Annotated in this window: 15 protein-coding genes; 7 read left to right on the top strand and 8 right to left on the bottom strand. The window is 56.5% G+C overall.

Annotated elements, in window-relative coordinates; all coding sequences use genetic code 11:
* Window positions 1-19: 19 nt before the first annotated feature.
* The 4 genes from ACXAIA_RS02175 to ACXAIA_RS02160 are packed head-to-tail and all read left to right on the top strand — an operon-like array spanning window position 20 to window position 4173.
* Window positions 20-1804 (top strand): acyl-CoA dehydrogenase C-terminal domain-containing protein, encoded by a 1785-nt coding sequence (locus tag ACXAIA_RS02175; RefSeq protein WP_475347898.1) that lies wholly within the window; start codon window positions 20-22, stop codon window positions 1802-1804.
* 55 nt (window positions 1805-1859) lie between these two features.
* A complete protein-coding gene (locus ACXAIA_RS02170; protein WP_475347897.1) occupies window positions 1860-2390 on the top strand; it encodes an acyl-CoA thioesterase in 531 nt (176 codons plus the stop codon).
* Window positions 2391-2450: 60 nt separating this feature from the next.
* Complete coding sequence (locus ACXAIA_RS02165; protein ID WP_475347896.1) at window positions 2451-3257, top strand: enoyl-CoA hydratase/isomerase family protein; 807 nt, start codon at window positions 2451-2453, stop codon at window positions 3255-3257.
* A 22-nt stretch (window positions 3258-3279) separates the two neighbouring features.
* Entirely contained in the window at window positions 3280-4173 is an 894-nt protein-coding gene (locus ACXAIA_RS02160; protein ID WP_475347895.1) for an SDR family oxidoreductase, read from the top strand.
* 285 nt (window positions 4174-4458) lie between these two features.
* On the opposite strand, the gene ACXAIA_RS02155 is transcribed toward ACXAIA_RS02160, so the two are convergent.
* The 4 genes from ACXAIA_RS02155 to ACXAIA_RS02140 all read right to left on the bottom strand — a co-directional run bounded on the left by ACXAIA_RS02155 (window position 4459) and on the right by ACXAIA_RS02140 (window position 10140).
* On the bottom strand, window positions 4459-4938 hold the full coding sequence (locus ACXAIA_RS02155; RefSeq protein ID WP_475342919.1) for a hypothetical protein: 480 nt from the start codon (window positions 4936-4938) through the stop codon (window positions 4459-4461).
* Between the two features lie 137 nt (window positions 4939-5075).
* On the bottom strand, window positions 5076-7193 hold the full coding sequence (gene mdoH / locus ACXAIA_RS02150) for a glucans biosynthesis glucosyltransferase MdoH (protein WP_475347894.1): 2118 nt from the start codon (window positions 7191-7193) through the stop codon (window positions 5076-5078).
* A 56-nt stretch (window positions 7194-7249) separates the two neighbouring features.
* The gene (locus ACXAIA_RS02145; RefSeq protein ID WP_475347893.1) at window positions 7250-9010 is read right to left on the bottom strand and encodes an OpgD/OpgG family glucan biosynthesis protein; all 1761 of its coding nucleotides are present in this window, start codon (window positions 9008-9010) and stop codon (window positions 7250-7252) included.
* A gap of 236 nt (window positions 9011-9246) precedes the next feature.
* Window positions 9247-10140, bottom strand: coding sequence for a cupin domain-containing protein (locus ACXAIA_RS02140; RefSeq protein WP_475347892.1), 894 nt, complete (start codon window positions 10138-10140; stop codon window positions 9247-9249).
* Window positions 10141-10258: 118 nt separating this feature from the next.
* Here ACXAIA_RS02140 and ACXAIA_RS02135 point away from each other — a divergent pair, with 118 nt between their 5' ends.
* Window positions 10259-10798, top strand: a complete 540-nt coding sequence (locus ACXAIA_RS02135) for a YHS domain-containing (seleno)protein (protein ID WP_475347891.1) — start codon at window positions 10259-10261, stop codon at window positions 10796-10798.
* Between the two features lie 135 nt (window positions 10799-10933).
* On the opposite strand, the gene ACXAIA_RS02130 is transcribed toward ACXAIA_RS02135, so the two are convergent.
* Genes ACXAIA_RS02130 through ACXAIA_RS02115 form a run of 4 tightly spaced genes read right to left on the bottom strand, consistent with a single transcriptional unit; the run spans window position 10934 to window position 15579 of the window.
* A complete protein-coding gene (locus tag ACXAIA_RS02130; RefSeq protein WP_475347890.1) occupies window positions 10934-12532 on the bottom strand; it encodes a gamma-glutamyltransferase family protein in 1599 nt (532 codons plus the stop codon).
* A 15-nt stretch (window positions 12533-12547) separates the two neighbouring features.
* Window positions 12548-14071 carry a tripartite tricarboxylate transporter permease gene (locus ACXAIA_RS02125; protein ID WP_475347889.1) on the bottom strand — a complete coding sequence of 508 codons (1524 nt, stop codon included), beginning with the start codon at window positions 14069-14071 and terminating at the stop codon, window positions 12548-12550.
* A gap of 15 nt (window positions 14072-14086) precedes the next feature.
* Window positions 14087-14638 (bottom strand): tripartite tricarboxylate transporter TctB family protein, encoded by a 552-nt coding sequence (locus ACXAIA_RS02120; protein WP_475347888.1) that lies wholly within the window; start codon window positions 14636-14638, stop codon window positions 14087-14089.
* Window positions 14635-15579 carry a tripartite tricarboxylate transporter substrate binding protein gene (locus tag ACXAIA_RS02115; RefSeq protein ID WP_475347887.1) on the bottom strand — a complete coding sequence of 315 codons (945 nt, stop codon included), beginning with the start codon at window positions 15577-15579 and terminating at the stop codon, window positions 14635-14637. The genes ACXAIA_RS02120 and ACXAIA_RS02115 overlap by 4 nt, the downstream gene beginning before the upstream one ends.
* A gap of 231 nt (window positions 15580-15810) precedes the next feature.
* Between ACXAIA_RS02115 and ACXAIA_RS02110 the strand changes: the two genes are divergently transcribed.
* Window positions 15811-16623, top strand: coding sequence for a sulfite exporter TauE/SafE family protein (locus ACXAIA_RS02110; RefSeq protein WP_475347886.1), 813 nt, complete (start codon window positions 15811-15813; stop codon window positions 16621-16623).
* A 148-nt stretch (window positions 16624-16771) separates the two neighbouring features.
* Entirely contained in the window at window positions 16772-17443 is a 672-nt protein-coding gene (locus tag ACXAIA_RS02105; RefSeq protein ID WP_475347885.1) for a FadR/GntR family transcriptional regulator, read from the top strand.
* Window positions 17444-17487 lie beyond the last annotated feature (44 nt).

Below are 17487 nucleotides of genomic sequence, written 5' to 3'. Positions count from 1 at the left end.
GTCCGGGAGGAAACATAAAATGGCTGAATATAAAGCACCCCTGCGCGACATGCGCTTCGTCCTGACTGAGCTGTTTGATTACGACGATATCAATCAGATGCCCGGTTGCGAGGATTTCACCCCCGATGTGGTCGATGCGGTCCTCGAAGAGGCTGCCAAGGTCTGCGAAGAAGTCCTGTATCCGATCAACCGGTCGGGTGATGAAGAAGGCTGCACCTGGGATGACGGGGTTGTCACAACCCCCAAAGGTTTCAAGGAAGCCTATCAGATCTTTGCTGAAGGCGGCTGGACTGGCATTGCCTGTGACCCGAAATATGGCGGTCAGGGCGCACCGAAATCACTCAATGCCCTGGTCGAGGAAATGATTTGTTCGACTAACCTGTCCTTTGGCATGTATCCGGGTCTGTCCTTTGGCGCCTATGCCGCCATGCATGCCCATGCATCGGACGAACTGAAAGACAAATACCTGCCCAAGATGGTCGAAGGCACCTGGTCGGGCACCATGTGCCTGACCGAACCGCATTGCGGTACTGATCTTGGCATCATCAAGACCAAGGCAGAACCGCTTGGCGACGGATCCTATGCGCTTTCCGGCACCAAGATTTTTATCTCGGCGGGCGAACATGACCTGACGGAAAACATCATCCATCTGGTTCTGGCCAAATTGCCTGACGCTCCAAGCGGCACCAAGGGCATTTCGCTTTTCCTTGTGCCGAAATTCATGGTCGGTGATGACGGATCACTTGGCGATCGCAATGCGGTCAAATGCGGGTCCATCGAACACAAGATGGGCATCAAGGCATCTTCAACCTGTGTGATGAACTTTGATGGTGCGGTCGGCTATCTGGTTGGTGAACCCCATCAGGGCATGCCCGCCATGTTCACCATGATGAACCAGGAACGTCTGTCGGTCGGGATTCAGGGTCTTGGTTTGGGCGAAGCGGCCTATCAGGGCGCGCGCGCCTATGCCAAGGACCGCCTGCAGGGGCGCGCCCTTACGGGTGCGAAATCCCCCAATCAGCCAGCCGACTCCATCATCGTCCACCCCGATGTGCGGCGCATGCTGCTGACTGCCAAGGCAACCAATGAAGGTTGCCGGGCAATGGGCATGTGGGTTGCGCGTGCGCTTGATACTGCCAAGCATCACGCAGACCCGGTCAAACGCGAAGAAGCCGACGAGTTCGTTCAGCTGATGACCCCGATCGTCAAGGCACTGTTCACCGACTGGGGCTTTGATAACACCAACCTGGGTGTGCAGGTCTTTGGCGGACATGGCTATATCCGCGAATGGGGCATGGAACAGTATGTCCGTGATGCCCGTATCGCCCAGATTTATGAAGGCACCAACGGCATTCAGGCACTTGACCTTGTCGGCCGTAAAATGCCGACCAAGGCCGGGCGTTATTTGCGCCGTTTCTTCCATCCTGTGCAGGAATATATCGAAGCCAATGTTTCAAACGGCGAGCTTGGCGAATATGTCCAGCCACTGGCGAAGGCCTTCATGCGCCTGCAACAGGCGACCGGCGAACTGGCCCAGCGCGGCATGAAAAACCCCGATGAAGCCGGGGCAGCCGCAACCGAATTCCTGCGTCTGTTTGGTCTGGTGGCCGTTGGTTTCATGTGGGCGCGGATGGCGGAAATCGCACTGGCCAAACAGGGTGATGACGAAGACGGCTTCTATAAGGGCAAGCTGGTGACGGCCAAGTTCTATATGGAACGGGTTCTGCCGCAGTCGGGTGCCCTGTTTAGCCAGATCATGTCGGGCTCTTCGACCATGATGGCGCTTGACGAGGAGCTGTTCTGATCATGGCTGTGGGCCGCATGCATCAAGACCGAACACCCGTGAACGGAGCGTTGTCGTGAACCTGATTTTCCGACTGATCCGTGTGGTGATCCTGTCCTTGTTGCGGCCCCGCCTGCACCCGCTTGATCCATCGACCCTGCATTTCCGGGCATGGCCGCTGGATCTTGATATCAATGTGCATATGACCAATTCACGCTATTTCGCGCTGATGGATCTGGGCCGAACGGAGCTGATCGTGCGCAACGGCATTGCCAAGCAGATGTTCAAACGCAAATGGCAGCCGGTGGTGTCGGGATCGACCATGCGGTTCAAACGCGCCATCAAACCGTTTCAGAAATTCGCACTCGAAACCCAGGCGCTCTATTGGGACGACAAGGGGTTCTATCTTGAACAACGCTTTGTCGCGAATGGCAAGACACTGGCTCTCGGTGTCGTAAAGGCCGTCTTTGTTGGCCCGGATGGCATTGTGGCCCCCGAAGATGTCTGTCGGATGGTCGGTGCGGATGAAACATCGCCTTCCATGCCCGACTGGCTTTCGGGGTGGCCTGACATGGAAACCGCGATCGAAGCACGACTGGCGATTTAACACACACCAACAACCGGCAAACCGGGACGCATGCGGAAAACCCGCGCAGGAGGAAACACCATGGCATCTGATGACGCCGTATTGCTCAACATCACCGACGGGGTCGCGACCATCACGCTAAACCGCCCGGACCGCATGAACGCCCTTGATCAGGCGATGGTCAGCGGACTGTCCGCCGCCATGGACAAGATCGAAGCCGGCATTTCCGATATCGGGGCGGTCATCATCGAAGGATCGGGCGGCACATTCATGGCCGGTGGCGATGTGAAGTTCTTCCATCAGGTCTCAAAAGGTCCGGTCGAAGACGCCCGCTCCCTGATCGAAGCATTGATTGATCGGGTTCATGACATTGTTTTGCGCATCAATGCCCTGCCCCGCCCGGTGATTGCCAAGCTCGAAGGCGCGGTTGCCGGATTTGGTGTCAGCCTGATGAATGCCTGCGACCTTGCCATCGCGGCTGAGGAAACCGTTTTCACATTGGCCTATATCCATATCGGCACATCCCCCGATGGCGGGGCAACCCATTCGCTGACCCGGTTGGTCGGCATGAAAAAGGCCAAGGAAATCGCTCTGCTGGGCGGCCGGATTGGCGTCGATGCAGCCCATGATTGCGGCCTGATCAACAAGGTTGTCCCGACCGATCTGTTGCCATCCGTCACCGCCAAATACGCCACCCGTCTCGCAACCGGCCCGCGCGATGCGATTGCACGCACCAAGGCGTTGCTCAATGCCGCCCCCAATGCCGATCTGCAGACCCAGCTGAAGGCCGAGGCCAAATCATTTGGCGATTGCGCGACAAGTGCCGATTTCCGCGAAGGTGTGACCGCCTTTGTCGAAAAGCGCACTGCGCGTTTTGGCAAATCATAAAAAGAATTCAGGGAAGAATTTGATGACGAGTCTTAAAGGCAAAACACTGTTCATCACCGGCGCATCGCGTGGCATTGGCAAGGAAATCGCCCTGCGTGCGGCCCGCGATGGCGCCAATGTCGCGATCATTGCCAAAACCGATGAACCCCATCCCAAACTGCCCGGCACCATCCATAGTGCCGCGGCCGAGATTGAGGAAGTCGGCGGCAAGGCACTGGCCCTTAAGACCGACATCCGTGATGAAGATCAGATTGCCGAGGCTGTCGCCAAGACTGTCGAGACGTTCGGCGGGATCGATATCCTGATTAACAATGCCAGCGCGATCAATTTGACCCCGACGCTGGACACCCCGATGAAGCGGTTTGATCTGATGCATCAGGTCAATACGCGCGCAAGCTTTGCCTGTGCCCAGGCCTGCCTGCCCCATCTTTTAAAATCGGACAATCCGCACATCCTGACGATGTCGCCACCGCCAAACCTGTCGCCACAATGGTTTGCCAATCACACCGCCTATACGATTTCAAAATACGGCATGAGCCTGATCACCCTTGGTCTGGCGGCCGAATTTGCCGACGAAGGGGTTGCTGTCAATTCGCTTTGGCCGGTCACGGTAATTGAAACCGCAGCGCTAAACATGATCCCGGGCCTAGAGCAGGGCCGGGCACGCACCCCGCAAATCATTGCCGATGCGGCGCATGCGATCCTGACCGCCCCTGCGCGCGGGATTACAGGTGGCTTCTTTACCGATGAAAGCGTGTTGGAGGCCATCGGCGTAACCGATTTCGAACACTACAACCTGACACCGGGCAAACCGCCCTATCCGGACTTCTTCCTTGAGCTTGATCGCAACGGCAAGAACGACGCGCAAGTTGCAAAACTGCTTACGAAACTGGGCCGCTTTCACAAAGCAGCCTGACCGTCATGGCGCCGGGGAAGTGTGTGCCTCGGCGTCTGGTAGGGGCCTGATTTTACGGCTGTGGATGATCTGCACTGGAAATCGGGCTCACTCGCCCGCTGAACTCAACCCGCCCTTTGTGGCGGGTTCTTTTTTGCCCGAACATCATGGATGCCGCACATATAAAGGCACCGCCACAGGGGAGAATGGCGGTGCCGCCTTCGCTATAAAACGCCAAACGTCGAGGGAAACGTTGAGGGATATGATGAAAAAGCGTGAAGCGAAGGAATAGGTATTTAACGGGAGTCAGGAAGCGCGGCGTTCCAGAGTCTGACGCGGCATTTCACAGGCGACAAGGCTTGGTGTCGGCAACATCATCTGCACCGAAAGCGCCATGCCAAGATCGCGATGATCGCGTTTGGTATCAAGGAAATGTTCCGACCAGATGCCATCACGGTTGGCTGAGAGAAACGCACAGCGCAGCATCGAAAAACGCCCAGAACCATGACAATCATGCTCACCGGTTACCTGTGCAAGCCAACCGGCAATCGCATCATGGGCGGCCTGATCAAGAATGTCCTGCATGCTGGCCCGGTCATTGGCGGCAATGCTGTCTTCGGCGAGCGCATCACGAAGTGCGTTAATCATGCGCTGACTGGCCTGCGGGGCACTGACACCAAACGAACGCAGCCATGCATGGGCCGCATCTTCGATCAGGCGCGTCATCGCGGCCGATTCAAATGCAGCATAGGTGAAACCCTGTTTTGCAACGCTCATGTCAGTCATTCGTTTGGCCCTCCGGGCGGTGAACAATCAGCAATATTTAACGTGTTGTTAAGGATGAGGATCGCTGAAAAAACGCGGGATAATTTGCTCGAATCAGGGCGTTTTTGTGGCGCGCAAAATCTTTGTAAAACAAACCACTAGCTGGCTGGTTTTATCCCATCAACCGCCACGTGATCACGGCCTGCCATGATCTGATCTAGCGGTTTGACCGGCCATGACAGGATCAGAAGTTTTTCATCGCGCGTCAGGCTTTCGACACCCAACCGGGCAAGCTTTTCATAAATGATTCCGATCTCGATCGCGGTCCGGGCATCGGGTTTGCGCACCGGCAACAAGGCCGAATGAAGCGCATTGGCATACGGATCTTCGATCAGGCGCAGCAACCCGTCTTTGACATCCTCACCCCCACTTTCGACCGTAATCCGCGAAAGTGCGCGGAGCTCATCTGGGCTGTCATATTCTTCGGGGGTTACGAAAAGCTTCATCCGACGTGCGGCCTTTCCGATGGCGAGGCTACTGGAATAATGGGTCAGCCACGGCGACAGAATAAGCCCCGCCAGAATGGGTGATAACCACCAGAAGAATGCCGTATCAACAAACACGGCAATCGCCCCCCAGACCAGACCTAGCACGATAATGGCGCGATGGGTTTTAAGTGCGGCCTTGAACGGCACGCCGGCATCATCACGTTCCTGCGCATCCCAGCCAACCTGATTACCGGTCAGAACCGACAACACGAACTGCGAATGCAGCAGCATCATGATCGGGGCCTGCAGGGCCGAATACAGGGTTTCAAGCAGACCACTGGCCAGCACCATCACCCCGCCATACTGCTTGCGATCGCGGCCCAGACAGACCATCAGGATCGAGATGATCTTGGGCAGAACCAGCATCCCGATGGTAAAGACCAGCAGCACCAGCATTTCAAACGACCGGTCGACCGGCCATTGCGGGAACATGGTGAACTGCCCGGGGAAGAAGCTATAGGTCAACTGGGTGTTCTGAAGGGTCGCAATCGTCGAGCTCAGCAACAGCAAAAGCCACAACGGCGATGACACAAAGCTCATCACCCCCATAAAGAAATGCAGACGGCTCAGAGGTTTGAAGCCGGGTACCACCATCAAACGCGCATGCTGCATATTGCCCTGACACCAGCGACGATCCCGGATGGCAAAATCAATCAGGTTGGGCGGCAATTCTTCCCAGCTGCCTTCAAGCTGCGGGATCAGCCAGCACCGCCAACCTGCCTTGCGCATAAAGGCGGCCTCGACGAAATCGTGGCTCAGGATATGGCCACCCATTGGCGGCTTGCCCGACAAGACCGGCAGGCCGCAGCATTCGATAAACGCCTTGGTGCGAATGATCGCGTTATGGCCCCAATAGTTCGAACTGCCCATACACCAGAATGAAAGACCCGCCGACATGGTCGGGCCATGCACCCGCGAAATGAACTGCAGGATGCGGGCAAACAGGGTCTGACGACCGGTTGGCTGTGGCGGGCTTTGAATGATGCCGGTATCCGGGTTGTTTTCCATCAGATAGGCCATATTGACCATGGCCTCACCCGACATGACGCTATCGGCGTCAAAGACGATCATGTGATCGTAATTCGCCGCATAGGTCTCGCAGAATTCCTTGAGGTTGCCGGACTTGCGTTCGGTGTTTTCTGCCCGGCGGCGGAAGAAGATCTTGCCGCGCGCATTTAAATCCGAACATGCCTTGGCCCATGCCATTTCCTCGGCAATCCAGATGTCGGGATCGCGGGTATCAGACAGCACAAAGAAATGAAACGCATCAAGCTCACCGGTCACGGCCAGACTTTCATAGCTTGCACGTAACCCGGCAAAAACGCGGTTGGGGTCCTCGTTATAGACCGGGATCACCACGACGTTTTTGGACCGCAGACGACCTTTGCGCGCAATCGGCTTCAGGCGTTTGAGCGTGATCGCATCCAGTTTCAGCCCACGCAAAATCAGCCCGACAATGCCCGTAAAGAAGGACAGCGAAATCCAGGCAAAGTTAATCGTAAAGAACGCCACCACCACCATTTCCATGATGGTCAGCTGATCCGCACCCAAAACATCGGTCATCAGCCACGCCGCATAAGCGGTTGCCGCAATCGATGCCCCGAACAGGAAAAACCGCCGCGATCCGACGCCGGGTCCGCGCAACTTGACCGTCGGATCACACAAGGTGTCATCAAACCCGTCTGCGGGGGCGGTCCCTTTGGCTTCGGTGTTGGTGGCTTCTGTCATCTGGCTTGTCCAGGGTTATCTGTTTCTGGCAATCGCTGGCACTTGATCCCAAGGGATCAGAAGGCCCACGGCATGGTCCAGGTCTCGCTCAGGACCTTGTCCTGATAGAGGATAAAGGCGCGAAGGTTGCTTGAAGTGGCATCACTGGTATTGACCAGATCAAAGATCACCCGCACGCCACCATTTTCCGGATCCGGCAAAATGCGAATGGTGCGAACCTCGCCCTCGGACGCGCTGATATCGGCCCGCAGGTTTTTGGCATCCTTGGTGAAATAATCCAGATCACCACCGGCAAAGTTCAGAACAAACCGGGTTCCGGCCTGATCTTCATCGCCCTGGGCGGCCAGTCGTTGAATACGGGTATCGGTGGCCTGTGCCAAACCGTGCAATCCGGTGCCATCGCGCGTCGCGGTGACACTATAGGCGACCTGCATTTCCCCACCGGCGGCCGGTTTGGTTTCAGGCACCCAATAAGCCACGATATTGTCGTTGGTTTCCGACGGACTTGGGATTTCGACCAGTTCGATATGGCCCTTGCCCCATTTGCCCTTCGGCGTCACCCAATAGCCCGGCTGCTGATCAAAGCGTTTTTCAAGATCCTGATAATGATCGAAATTGCGATCACGTTGCAAAAGCCCGAACCCGATGGGGTTTTCATCCAAGAACGAGCTCGTCTGCAGGTTTTCGGGATTATCGAGCGGACGCCACAGCCATTCACCGCGGCCGTTATTGATCAAAAGCCCGTCACTGGAATGGACTTCGCCACGATAATCATCAAAGAACCGGCGGCGCTGTTCGCCAAACAGGAACATGCCATTGAGCGGTGCAATGCCGATCTTTTCCACGCGATCGCGGAAGAACAGATGCGCCTTGATGTCGGCCTGACTGCGCGTACCCGGCGTAATGTCAAACTGATAGGCGCCTGTAACCCGCGCACTATCAAGCAGGGCATAAACCGTGATGGTCTCGCTACCATCGGTCGGTTCGACAATCCAGAATTCACGGAAAACCGGGATTTCCTCACCCGTCGGGCCGGCAAGATCGACGGCAAGGCCACGCGCCATCTGGCCAATCGACTGGCCCTGCCCCTGCAGACGGAAATAGGACGCGCCAAGGAAACGGGTCAGTTCATCATGGCTGGTCACGTCTGACAGCGGATAGCGCAGGCGGAACCCGGCATAGTTCTGGGTGGAAAAATCATTGCCCGACAGGCCGGTCTTGCCGAAATCAAACAGCCCGGCCGAAAACGGAATGATCTGCACCTCGCCGTCACGCACCAGATTGATGGTCACCGGCACATCATACATGGTGCCCGGATGGAACAGCTCCAGACTGAAATCGGTCTCGGCCGGATTGAAGAAGGCACGCTGCGACTTGAAGCGGATCTGTGCGTATTCTTCGGCGCTCAGCCCCGAAAGCGCTTCGGGCAGTTCGCGATGCGGGTTTTCAAACGGTTGGGTGGCGAGATTGCGCGCAAGGTCGGTCACCATCGCCGGATCAAACATCACGGGCTTGGAAACCACGGGCTGCTTGGGCGTATCAGTCTGATCAGCGGGTGCAGCATCCACGGTCACGTCTTCTGACGGAGCCTGGTTATCTTCTGCCTGTTCGCTTGGCGCCGTTTGCTCAGCCGGTGTGACAGTCGCAGGCGCAGATTCTGGTGCAGCCGTCTCGGCACTCTCAGTCGCCGGTGTCGGATCATTTTCCTGTGCATGGAGGCGCACCGCCCCGCCAATCATAATCAGCGAGGATGCCACAGCACCCAAAAGAACACGCCTGAGGGGCAGCTTCATATGCTGCTGAAAATGTTGCGTCATGCTCGTATATGCTACCAACCGTTGGATTTTTCGAATTTATTGGTTGCTTTTGTGCACAGGAAACAGGGCAGGAATGTGTCGTGATCAGGGTAAGAATCCGCAAAACGCGCATGTGCCATGCTGCCCGAAAGGATTGCTTTAATCCCGGACATGTCATTGGCAAAGCGTCATTTTTGCATGGGCAGCAACGCAAAAACGCTGCGAAGAACCGCTTGACGGAAACGCCAAACCGGTTGTCAAACTGCTGATTGAAACGCGCCGTTTTCCGCGCTGGAATCGGCATGCAATTCACGCGGTGTCATGTTGTGGCGCTGCTGGATGGCGCGCGCCAGTGCGGTCGTACTGCGATAACCGACCTGACTTGCCACCGCCTGCAATCGTTTGCCGTCGCGAAGCAACCCAAACGCCAGATCAAGACGGATGGTTTGCAGGAAATCACCGGGCGATGTGCCCAGCAAATCACGAAACCGCGCGGCAAAGCTCGCCCGTGACATGCCTGCGGTTTCCGCCTGGCGTTCGACAGACCAGTTTTCGCCGGGCTTCTGATGAAGTTCACCCACCACACGCGCAATTCGCGGATCCCGCAGGGCAGCCAGAATACCCGGCCGAACAAGGTTGTTGGCCTGACAATGGCGCAACACCATCAGCAACAACAGATCGACCAGAAGATTGATCGCGGTGCGCTGTCCGGGCTGGGCGCCTTGTGATTCCGAAAACAGCTGATCCGTGATGGCCTCAAGGCTCGGAGTCTCGTCAAACGGCAAAACCAGATATTCCGGCAGGCCAAGCTTTGCCGGGCTCAAGCCCGTATCGGGGAAATCGAGATTGGCACAGACAACCTCCGAACCCCGTTCAGGTGTATCAATGTCGTGCGGTACGGTACTGCCGAATAAAACAACACCCGGCCGATCGAGAAGAACCTGTTCACGCCCGTCAAACAGAACGCGCATGGCCCCGCGTTGCAGGACATGCAGCATGCCTTGCTGTTGCGATGGCAAATCAGATCGCCCCTGATGATGACTGCTGCCGCAATGGGTTCCGGCAAAGATCACATCGCCGCGCGGGTGATTTCCGGCGAACAGATCAGACAGGACATCCTTCTCAGACGAATTGCGTGCTTCCTCAGACAACAAGTCACTTCTCCGACGATAGGCTGTTTTCAGATTTCAAGACGACCTCTTGATGAACCAGTTCCGTGATCGCCTGCCAGTAAACACCAAGTGATCACCCCGTGAAGGAGATGAAAAGATGACCAAACGTTCTAGCTTCTTGCGTTCCGCTGCCTTGGCTGCTGTCCTGGGTATTTCCGCAGTCGGCAGCATTATCGCCACCACCGCACCGGCAAACGCCGCACAGGAAGTCAACATTGTCGACGGCTACGCCCTGCAGGGTTTTGACCCGGTTGCCTACTTCACCGTTGGTGCCCCGACCCCGGGCAACTCCGAATTCAAGGCCGAACATGGTGGCGCGACCTATCGCTTTGCCAGTGCAGAAAACCGCGATCTGTTTAACGCCAACCCGGAAAAATACGCGCCGCAATATGGCGGGTTCTGCGCCTTTGGTGCGGCCATGGGTCGTAAATTCGGTGCCGATCCGCAGGCATGGCGCATCGTTGACGACAAGCTTTATCTGAACCTGAACAAGGAAATCCAGAAACGCTGGGTTGCTGACATCCCGGGCTTCATCCGCGGTGCGGACCACAACTGGGACATCATCGAGACGATCGAAGACGCCAAACTGGCCGACGAAAAAATGGCGCCCGAAGGCCTGACCATCGGCGCACAATAACCTGGCCCCAGGGTTATTCTATCCGGGTTCCTCTCTGGCTCCCTGTTACCCGGTAAGAAAATGGCCGGTCCACAAAAGTGGGCCGGCCATATCTTGTTTCAGATGACTGCGAATGCCGATCTGAAAGCAAACCCGTCAATATCCGACCGCACAACCATCCTTGCGCGGATCCGAACCGGCAACATAGCCGGCATCGGTATTGGCAATCAGCTGCGCGCCGCCAAAACCGAAATTGGTGCTGTCAGGCGTTTCGACCTTGATCACATGACCCTTGGCCTTTAGCGCCTCAATCACATCCACCCCGACCGAGGTTTCCACCGCAACATTAAGCCCCGAAAGCGCCTGCCAGCGCGGTGCATCGGCCGCGGTTTGCGGATCCTGCCCCCAAAGCTGGGTGCGCAGTGTCATTTGCAGATGGCCTTGGGCCTGCATCGGACCGCCCATAACGCCAAAGCTCATGACCGGATTACCATCAAGGCCCATCAGGAAGGCCGGAATGATCGTCTGGAACGGACGCTTGCCACCCTTGACCAGGTTGGGGTGACCGTCTTTCAGGCTAAAGCCGTGACCACGGTTCTGCAGGCTGATCGAGGTGCCCGGCACCACAACGCCAGAGCCAAAGCCCATATAGTTCGACTGAATGAACGACACCATCATGCCGTTTTCATCGGCCGCACTGACATAGACAGTGCCCCCATGTTTGGGCGCACCGGCCTTGAAATCCTGGGCCTTGTTGGCATCAATCACGGCCGCACGCGATTTCAGATAATCATCAGACAGCAGATGCTCGACCGTGACATCGGTCATGTAATCGAGATCGGCGACATATTCGCGCATATCGGCAAAGGCCAGTTTCATCGCCTCGATCTCAAGATGAAGCGCCTCGACCGAATCCGGTTCATAATCGGTGATGTTGGTATGGCGCAGGATCCCGAGCGCGATCAGCGCTGAAATGCCCTGCCCGTTTGGCGGAATTTCATGCAGCTTCACATCGCCAAATGCCTGCGAAATCGTACCCACCCAATCCGCCTTGTGATTGCCAAGATCCTCTTCGGAAAGTGCTGCACCATGTTCCTTGGCAAAGGCGGCAATCTTGCCGGCCAGCTTGCCGCGATAGAAGCTCTCGCCCTTGGTTTCGGCAATGTCGATCAGGCTTTCAGCCGCGGCCTTGTTAACAAACAGCTCGCCGGCCTTCGGGGCCTTACCACCGGGCAGGAACGCCTCGGCAAAGCCCGGCTGTTTGCCCAGCAAATCGCCACCCTTTTCCCAAAGGGTCGCAATGATCGGCGATACGGCAAAGCCACGGGTGGCATACTCAATGGCAGGCTCGAACAGTTTTTCGAACGGCAATTTACCAAACTTGTCGGAAATTTCACGCCATGCAGAAACCGCACCCGGTGTCGTAACGGCTTCCCAGCCACGCTGTGGCATGGTGTCCGCCCCGGCGAAGCGTTCCGGGGTCCAATCGGCCGGTGCGCGGCCCGATGCATTCAGGCCATGCAGTTCCTTGCCATCCCAGATGATGGCATAGGCGTCCGAGCCAAGACCGTTACCGGTCGGCTCAACCACAGTCAGCGCAATGGCAGAAGCCAGTGCCGCATCGGCGGCATTGCCGCCCGAAAGCAACATGCGCAAACCGGCCTGGGCGGCAAGCGGCTGGGATGTTGAAACCATATTGCGCGCCAGAACCGGCGACCGGCGTGAGGCATAAAGCGCGTCGTGACGAAGTTTCATGGAAGTCTCCTAATCCTAATCGCCGTCTTGTTCATCGGTGGCAGGACGGTCTTTTTTACGCATCTTCAGGACCGAACGGACACTGAAGACGACCGAAAGAAGGGCAGCCGCCAACAGAACGGCAGAAATCGGACGGGTAAAGAAGACCGTCCAGTCGCCATCGCTCATCAGCGCGCGGCGCAGGTTGGTCTCGGCAATCGGGCCCAGAATGACACCCAGCACCAACGGCGCCAGCGGATAATCAAGCGACTTCAATCCATAGCCGACAAGGCCAATCGCGCCGAGCAGATAAAGATCGGTCACCCGGTTGTTGAGCGCAAACGCCCCGATCACGCAACAGATCATCACGGTCGGCACGATGAACTGTTTGGGAATGTCCGTCACGCGCAGGAACAGGCGCATCGACAAGACACAGACAACCAGCATCATCAGCGACGCGACAACCATGGCAACAAACATGCCATAGGCCAGATCGGCATTATCCATGATCAGGCGCGGACCCACCGAAATGCCATGCACCATAAGGGCCGCCATCAGGATGGCATCCACCGCCGATCCCGGAATGCCAAGTGCAATCATCGGAATAAGACCACCCCCGGCTGTGGCAGAGTTCCCGGCCTCGGACGCGATCACGCCATTCGGGTTGCCTTTGCCAAATTCCTCGGGCTTTTTGGAGCTGCGCTTGGCTTGATCATACGCCAGAAGGTTGGCGATTGATCCCCCCGCACCCGGAAGGGCACCGATGAACACACCAATCAGCGAAGAACGCACAAGATTGACCGGACGCATCAGGACTTCGCGCATGACAGCCCATGTCTTGAATTCGATGACATCGGGAATAAGCGCATCACTGCCCTTGCCTTTGCCGTGGTCCTCAACCTCGCTCATCAACTGGCTAATGGCAAAAATACCGATCAGGACAACAAGAAACGGCAAACCCGGCATCAAAAGATCACTGTCAAAGGTCAGACGCGGGCGTCCCATCATCGGATCCGGGCCGATGGTAGCAAGGCCCAAACCAATCACCCCGGCAATCAAACCGCGCATCAGCGAATTGCCCACAAGGCTTGCGACAATGGTCAGCGCAAACACGATCAAAGAGAAATATTCCCAGGGCCCCAGTTTGACCGCCAAAAGCGCCAGCGGTGGAGCAGCGACAATCAGAACAATGGTGGAAATGACCGTCCCGAAGAACGATGACCACACACCAAGCGAAAGCGCACGTCCTGGTTCTCCACCGCGCGCCATCGGATAGGCATCAAACGTGGTTGCGACTGAACTTGGTGTACCGGGAATCCCCAGAAGGGCTGCACTGATCAGCCCGCCGGTATAACCGCCGACATAAACCGACAACATCACCGAAACACCTTGCAATGGATCCATCGCAAAGGTCAGCGGCAATGTCAGGATAATCGCCATTGTTACGGTAAAGCCCGGAATGGCAGCTGCCACGATCCCGGCAATTGAACCGATCAGCATGTAGATCAAGGTGTCAAAGACGAACACCTGATGGGCACCGGAAATAAATGCGTCCAACATGATCGTAAACTTTACTTAGGCCGCGAACAGTACACCGCGCGGAAGAAACACGTTAAAGACCTCGGCAAACAGGATGTTCAAACCAACCGAGAAAATCAGGGCGGCGATGATCGACTGTACGAGGGTCTTTTTCGAAATACCGGCAATCAGAAGCTGGGTAACCAACAGGAAGACAAAAGTTGCCAACGAGAACCCGGCAACCGGCAGCACAAGCAGATAGACAACCAGCAAGCCAAACATCGCAAATGAAATGCGTCGTGCTTGGACCCACTGACCGAATGCATGTGGAAGGCCATCAAGATGACCAGCCTTCCGGATATCAAGAACCGCACGCACAGATGCAATCAGGCACAAGACAGCCAGAACCGCAAACACCAGCTTCGGGAACGATCCTGCGCCCAGCGGCTCCCACCGTGACGTCGGCAATTCACCCGCCCGGATCGACAGATAAACTGATCCAAGTCCGAAAACGATATATGAAATCAGCCGCGCGACTTCGGTTTTTGCACGCAAAGCAGCGGATGCCGATGCATCCGCTGCTGCTGATTTCCCGTTCGGGGCCGTCATCCTTCGAGCTTACCAACCAGACGGTTGACCGTGTCGGACAACTTGCCGAGATAGGTCTTGTATTCTTCCTGGCCAAGGAACATCGGCGCAGAACCGACATTGGTGACCTTGCTACGTACGTCTTCTCGCTGCATGACCTTTTCGAGATGCGCTTCAAGGACATCTGCAATTTTCTGCGGCGTTCCCTTCGGCAGAACAACACCACGGGTTACCGCCAGATCAAGATCGTGACCCAGCTCGCCAAAGGTCGGAACGTCCGGGGCTTCGTCGGTGCGCTCGGGCATACCAACCGCGGCAAAGACCAAATCACCATTCGCAACAAACTGACCAGCCGAGGAAACGTCACCGATGGCAACGTCGATATTGCCGCCAACCAGCGCACGGATACGCTGACCGGTACCTTCATACCCAACATAGGAGAACTCAATATCAAAGGCGTCTTCAATCATCGCCATATGAAGATGCGGCACGCCTGCAAGGGTCACACCGGCACGCACGGCACCCGGGTTCTCCTTGGCATAGGCAACCATTTCCTCAAAGTTCGAGAAATTATCGTTTTTCGAAAGCGTAAGATACTGAGGTGACGAGGTCACCAGCGCGATCGGCATGAAGCTGTCCCAGTTCAGGTCGGTAATACCCGTCCCGTTGGAAATCAGAAGACCTTCGTGAATCTGCGAAACGGTATAGCCATCGGCCGAACGCTTGGCGAATTCAGCCAGACCCAAATTACCACCAACGCCGGGCATGTTGATGACCGGGACGGCTTTGCCGGTTTCATCAGCCAACCCCTGGGCAACGATACGCATCAGCGTGTCACTGCCACCACCCGGGCCCCATGGCACGATGAATTCGATCGGTTTTTCTGGATAGTCCTGCGCCTGTGCCGGACCTGCGATGGCCGCGGCCAGCAAACCGGCAGCAACTGCAATCTTGCGGAACATGTGTCTTGCCTCCTGATATGTCGCCTGCAATATGTGAACCATTAATACTTTGGTTCAATCTCTTTGTCGACGCATTGTTGGCAGCAACAAACCAATTTCGCAAGCGCAAAATAATATATGCCTATAAATAAGGATTATGTTGCACATTTCCGCTAAAGATGGATAGTACCACTTATAAATTGATATCATAATTGGTACGGATTGGTTCGAATGTTTGAAATGGATAGCGCCATGAGCCTCTATCTCGTGTGGGGTGCCGCCATGCTGTTTGCGGGCGTCCTTGGCGGGATCATGGCCGGGCTTCTTGGTGTTGGCGGCGGGATTGTGATTGTCCCGGTGCTGTATCATTTTCTGACCACCATGGGCGTGGATGAAAGCTTGCGCATGCAGGTCGCTGTTGCCACCTCGCTGACCACAATCATTGCCACGGCGATTTCATCGACCCGCAGCCATTATAAAAAGGGATCGGTTGACACCTCCCTTCTCAAACATTGGGGTCCGGCCATCATTGTTGGCGTGATCCTTGGCACCACCATTGGCGGCCTGGCCGATGGTCGGGTTCTGACCATCGTCTTTGCGGTTGTCGCCCTTCTGGTTGCCGGCAACATGATCCTGGTGAAAGACCGCGAAACCGACGCGACCAAGAACCCGCCAAAATCCGTTTGGGCGTTGCTTGGCGTGATTGCCGGCAGCCTGTCGGCGATGATGGGGATTGGCGGCGGCACGATCTGTGTGCCGGTTTTGAGTTTCCTCGGTTACGACATCCGTCGTGCGGTGGGCACCTCGGCGGCAATCGGCTTGATCATCGCCCTTCCCGGCACCATCGGCTATGCCCTGTCCGGTGTCGGCGTAGATGGCCGTCCGCCCTTTTCGCTGGGATATGTAAACGTTTTGGCCGCGGCCCTTCTGATCCCGATGACGGTGCTCTGCGCCCCGATCGGCGCGCGAATCGCGCACACCATTCCGCGCCGTGCGCTGCGCATGTGCTTTGGCCTGTTTTTGGCGATCACGTCAGCGCGCATGTTCTATGACCTGCTAAGCTGAACAACCGCCCAAGCATCTGGTTGCAAACAGAAATAGTGCGGGCTTGTTCTTTGATAAACCAATGGCTTACAATAATAGGTGCGCATTGGTTCGCGCGAGGGAACGTCGGAAACGTCAACAGAAACGTCATTAAAAATGAACAACAACCATGACTGAATTTGCCACTCAGACGCTGGCAGAAAAGCTCAAGACCGGTTTCGCACAGGGGGCCTTTGTCAAGGACGGGCGCGTGATTGCCGAGCGCACTCTTGCCGAGCAGCTTGATGTCGGTCGCCGCGCACTGCGCAAGGCCCTTGATCAGCTTGAATCCGAAGGCTTGATCTGGCGCCGTCAGGGTCAAGGCACCTTTGTTGGCACCCCGCCAACCCCGCGTCTGCGGAAGCTCGAAGGGTTGGCCACCAAAACCAGCCCGTTTGAAATCATGGAAGTCCGTCAGGAAATCGAACCGTCCATGGCCCGGTTCGCCGCCCTTCGCGCCTCACAGGGCGACATTGATGCCATGCGCGGCATGATCGAAAAGGCCGCCAGCGCGACCACGCAGGCCGAGTACGAAAAATGGGATGCGGCCTTTCATCAACGCTTGGCCGAATCCGTTAAAAACACACTGTTTCTGGCGGTGTTCGAGGCCGTCAATGCCGTTCGCCGCGAGGCCGCCTGGGCCCGCCTGCGCGAAAGCAGCCATTCAGATACCTTGATTGAAGAATTAAGCAATCAGCATCGCGACATCATCAACGCGATCGAGCAGCGCGATCCCAAACGCGCCGAAAACGCCATGCGCCGCCACCTGTCCGAGGTGGAACACGCACTAAAACAAACCTGATCTGGGAAAGCTGGCCTTTGCGGGTGGCCCCGCAACAGCCCCGA

It is taken from the genome of Thalassospira sp. ABL2_045 (assembly GCF_056161285.1).
The sequence above is the reverse complement of the archived record's forward strand: the minus strand, read 5'-3'. Positions and strand labels throughout refer to the sequence as shown.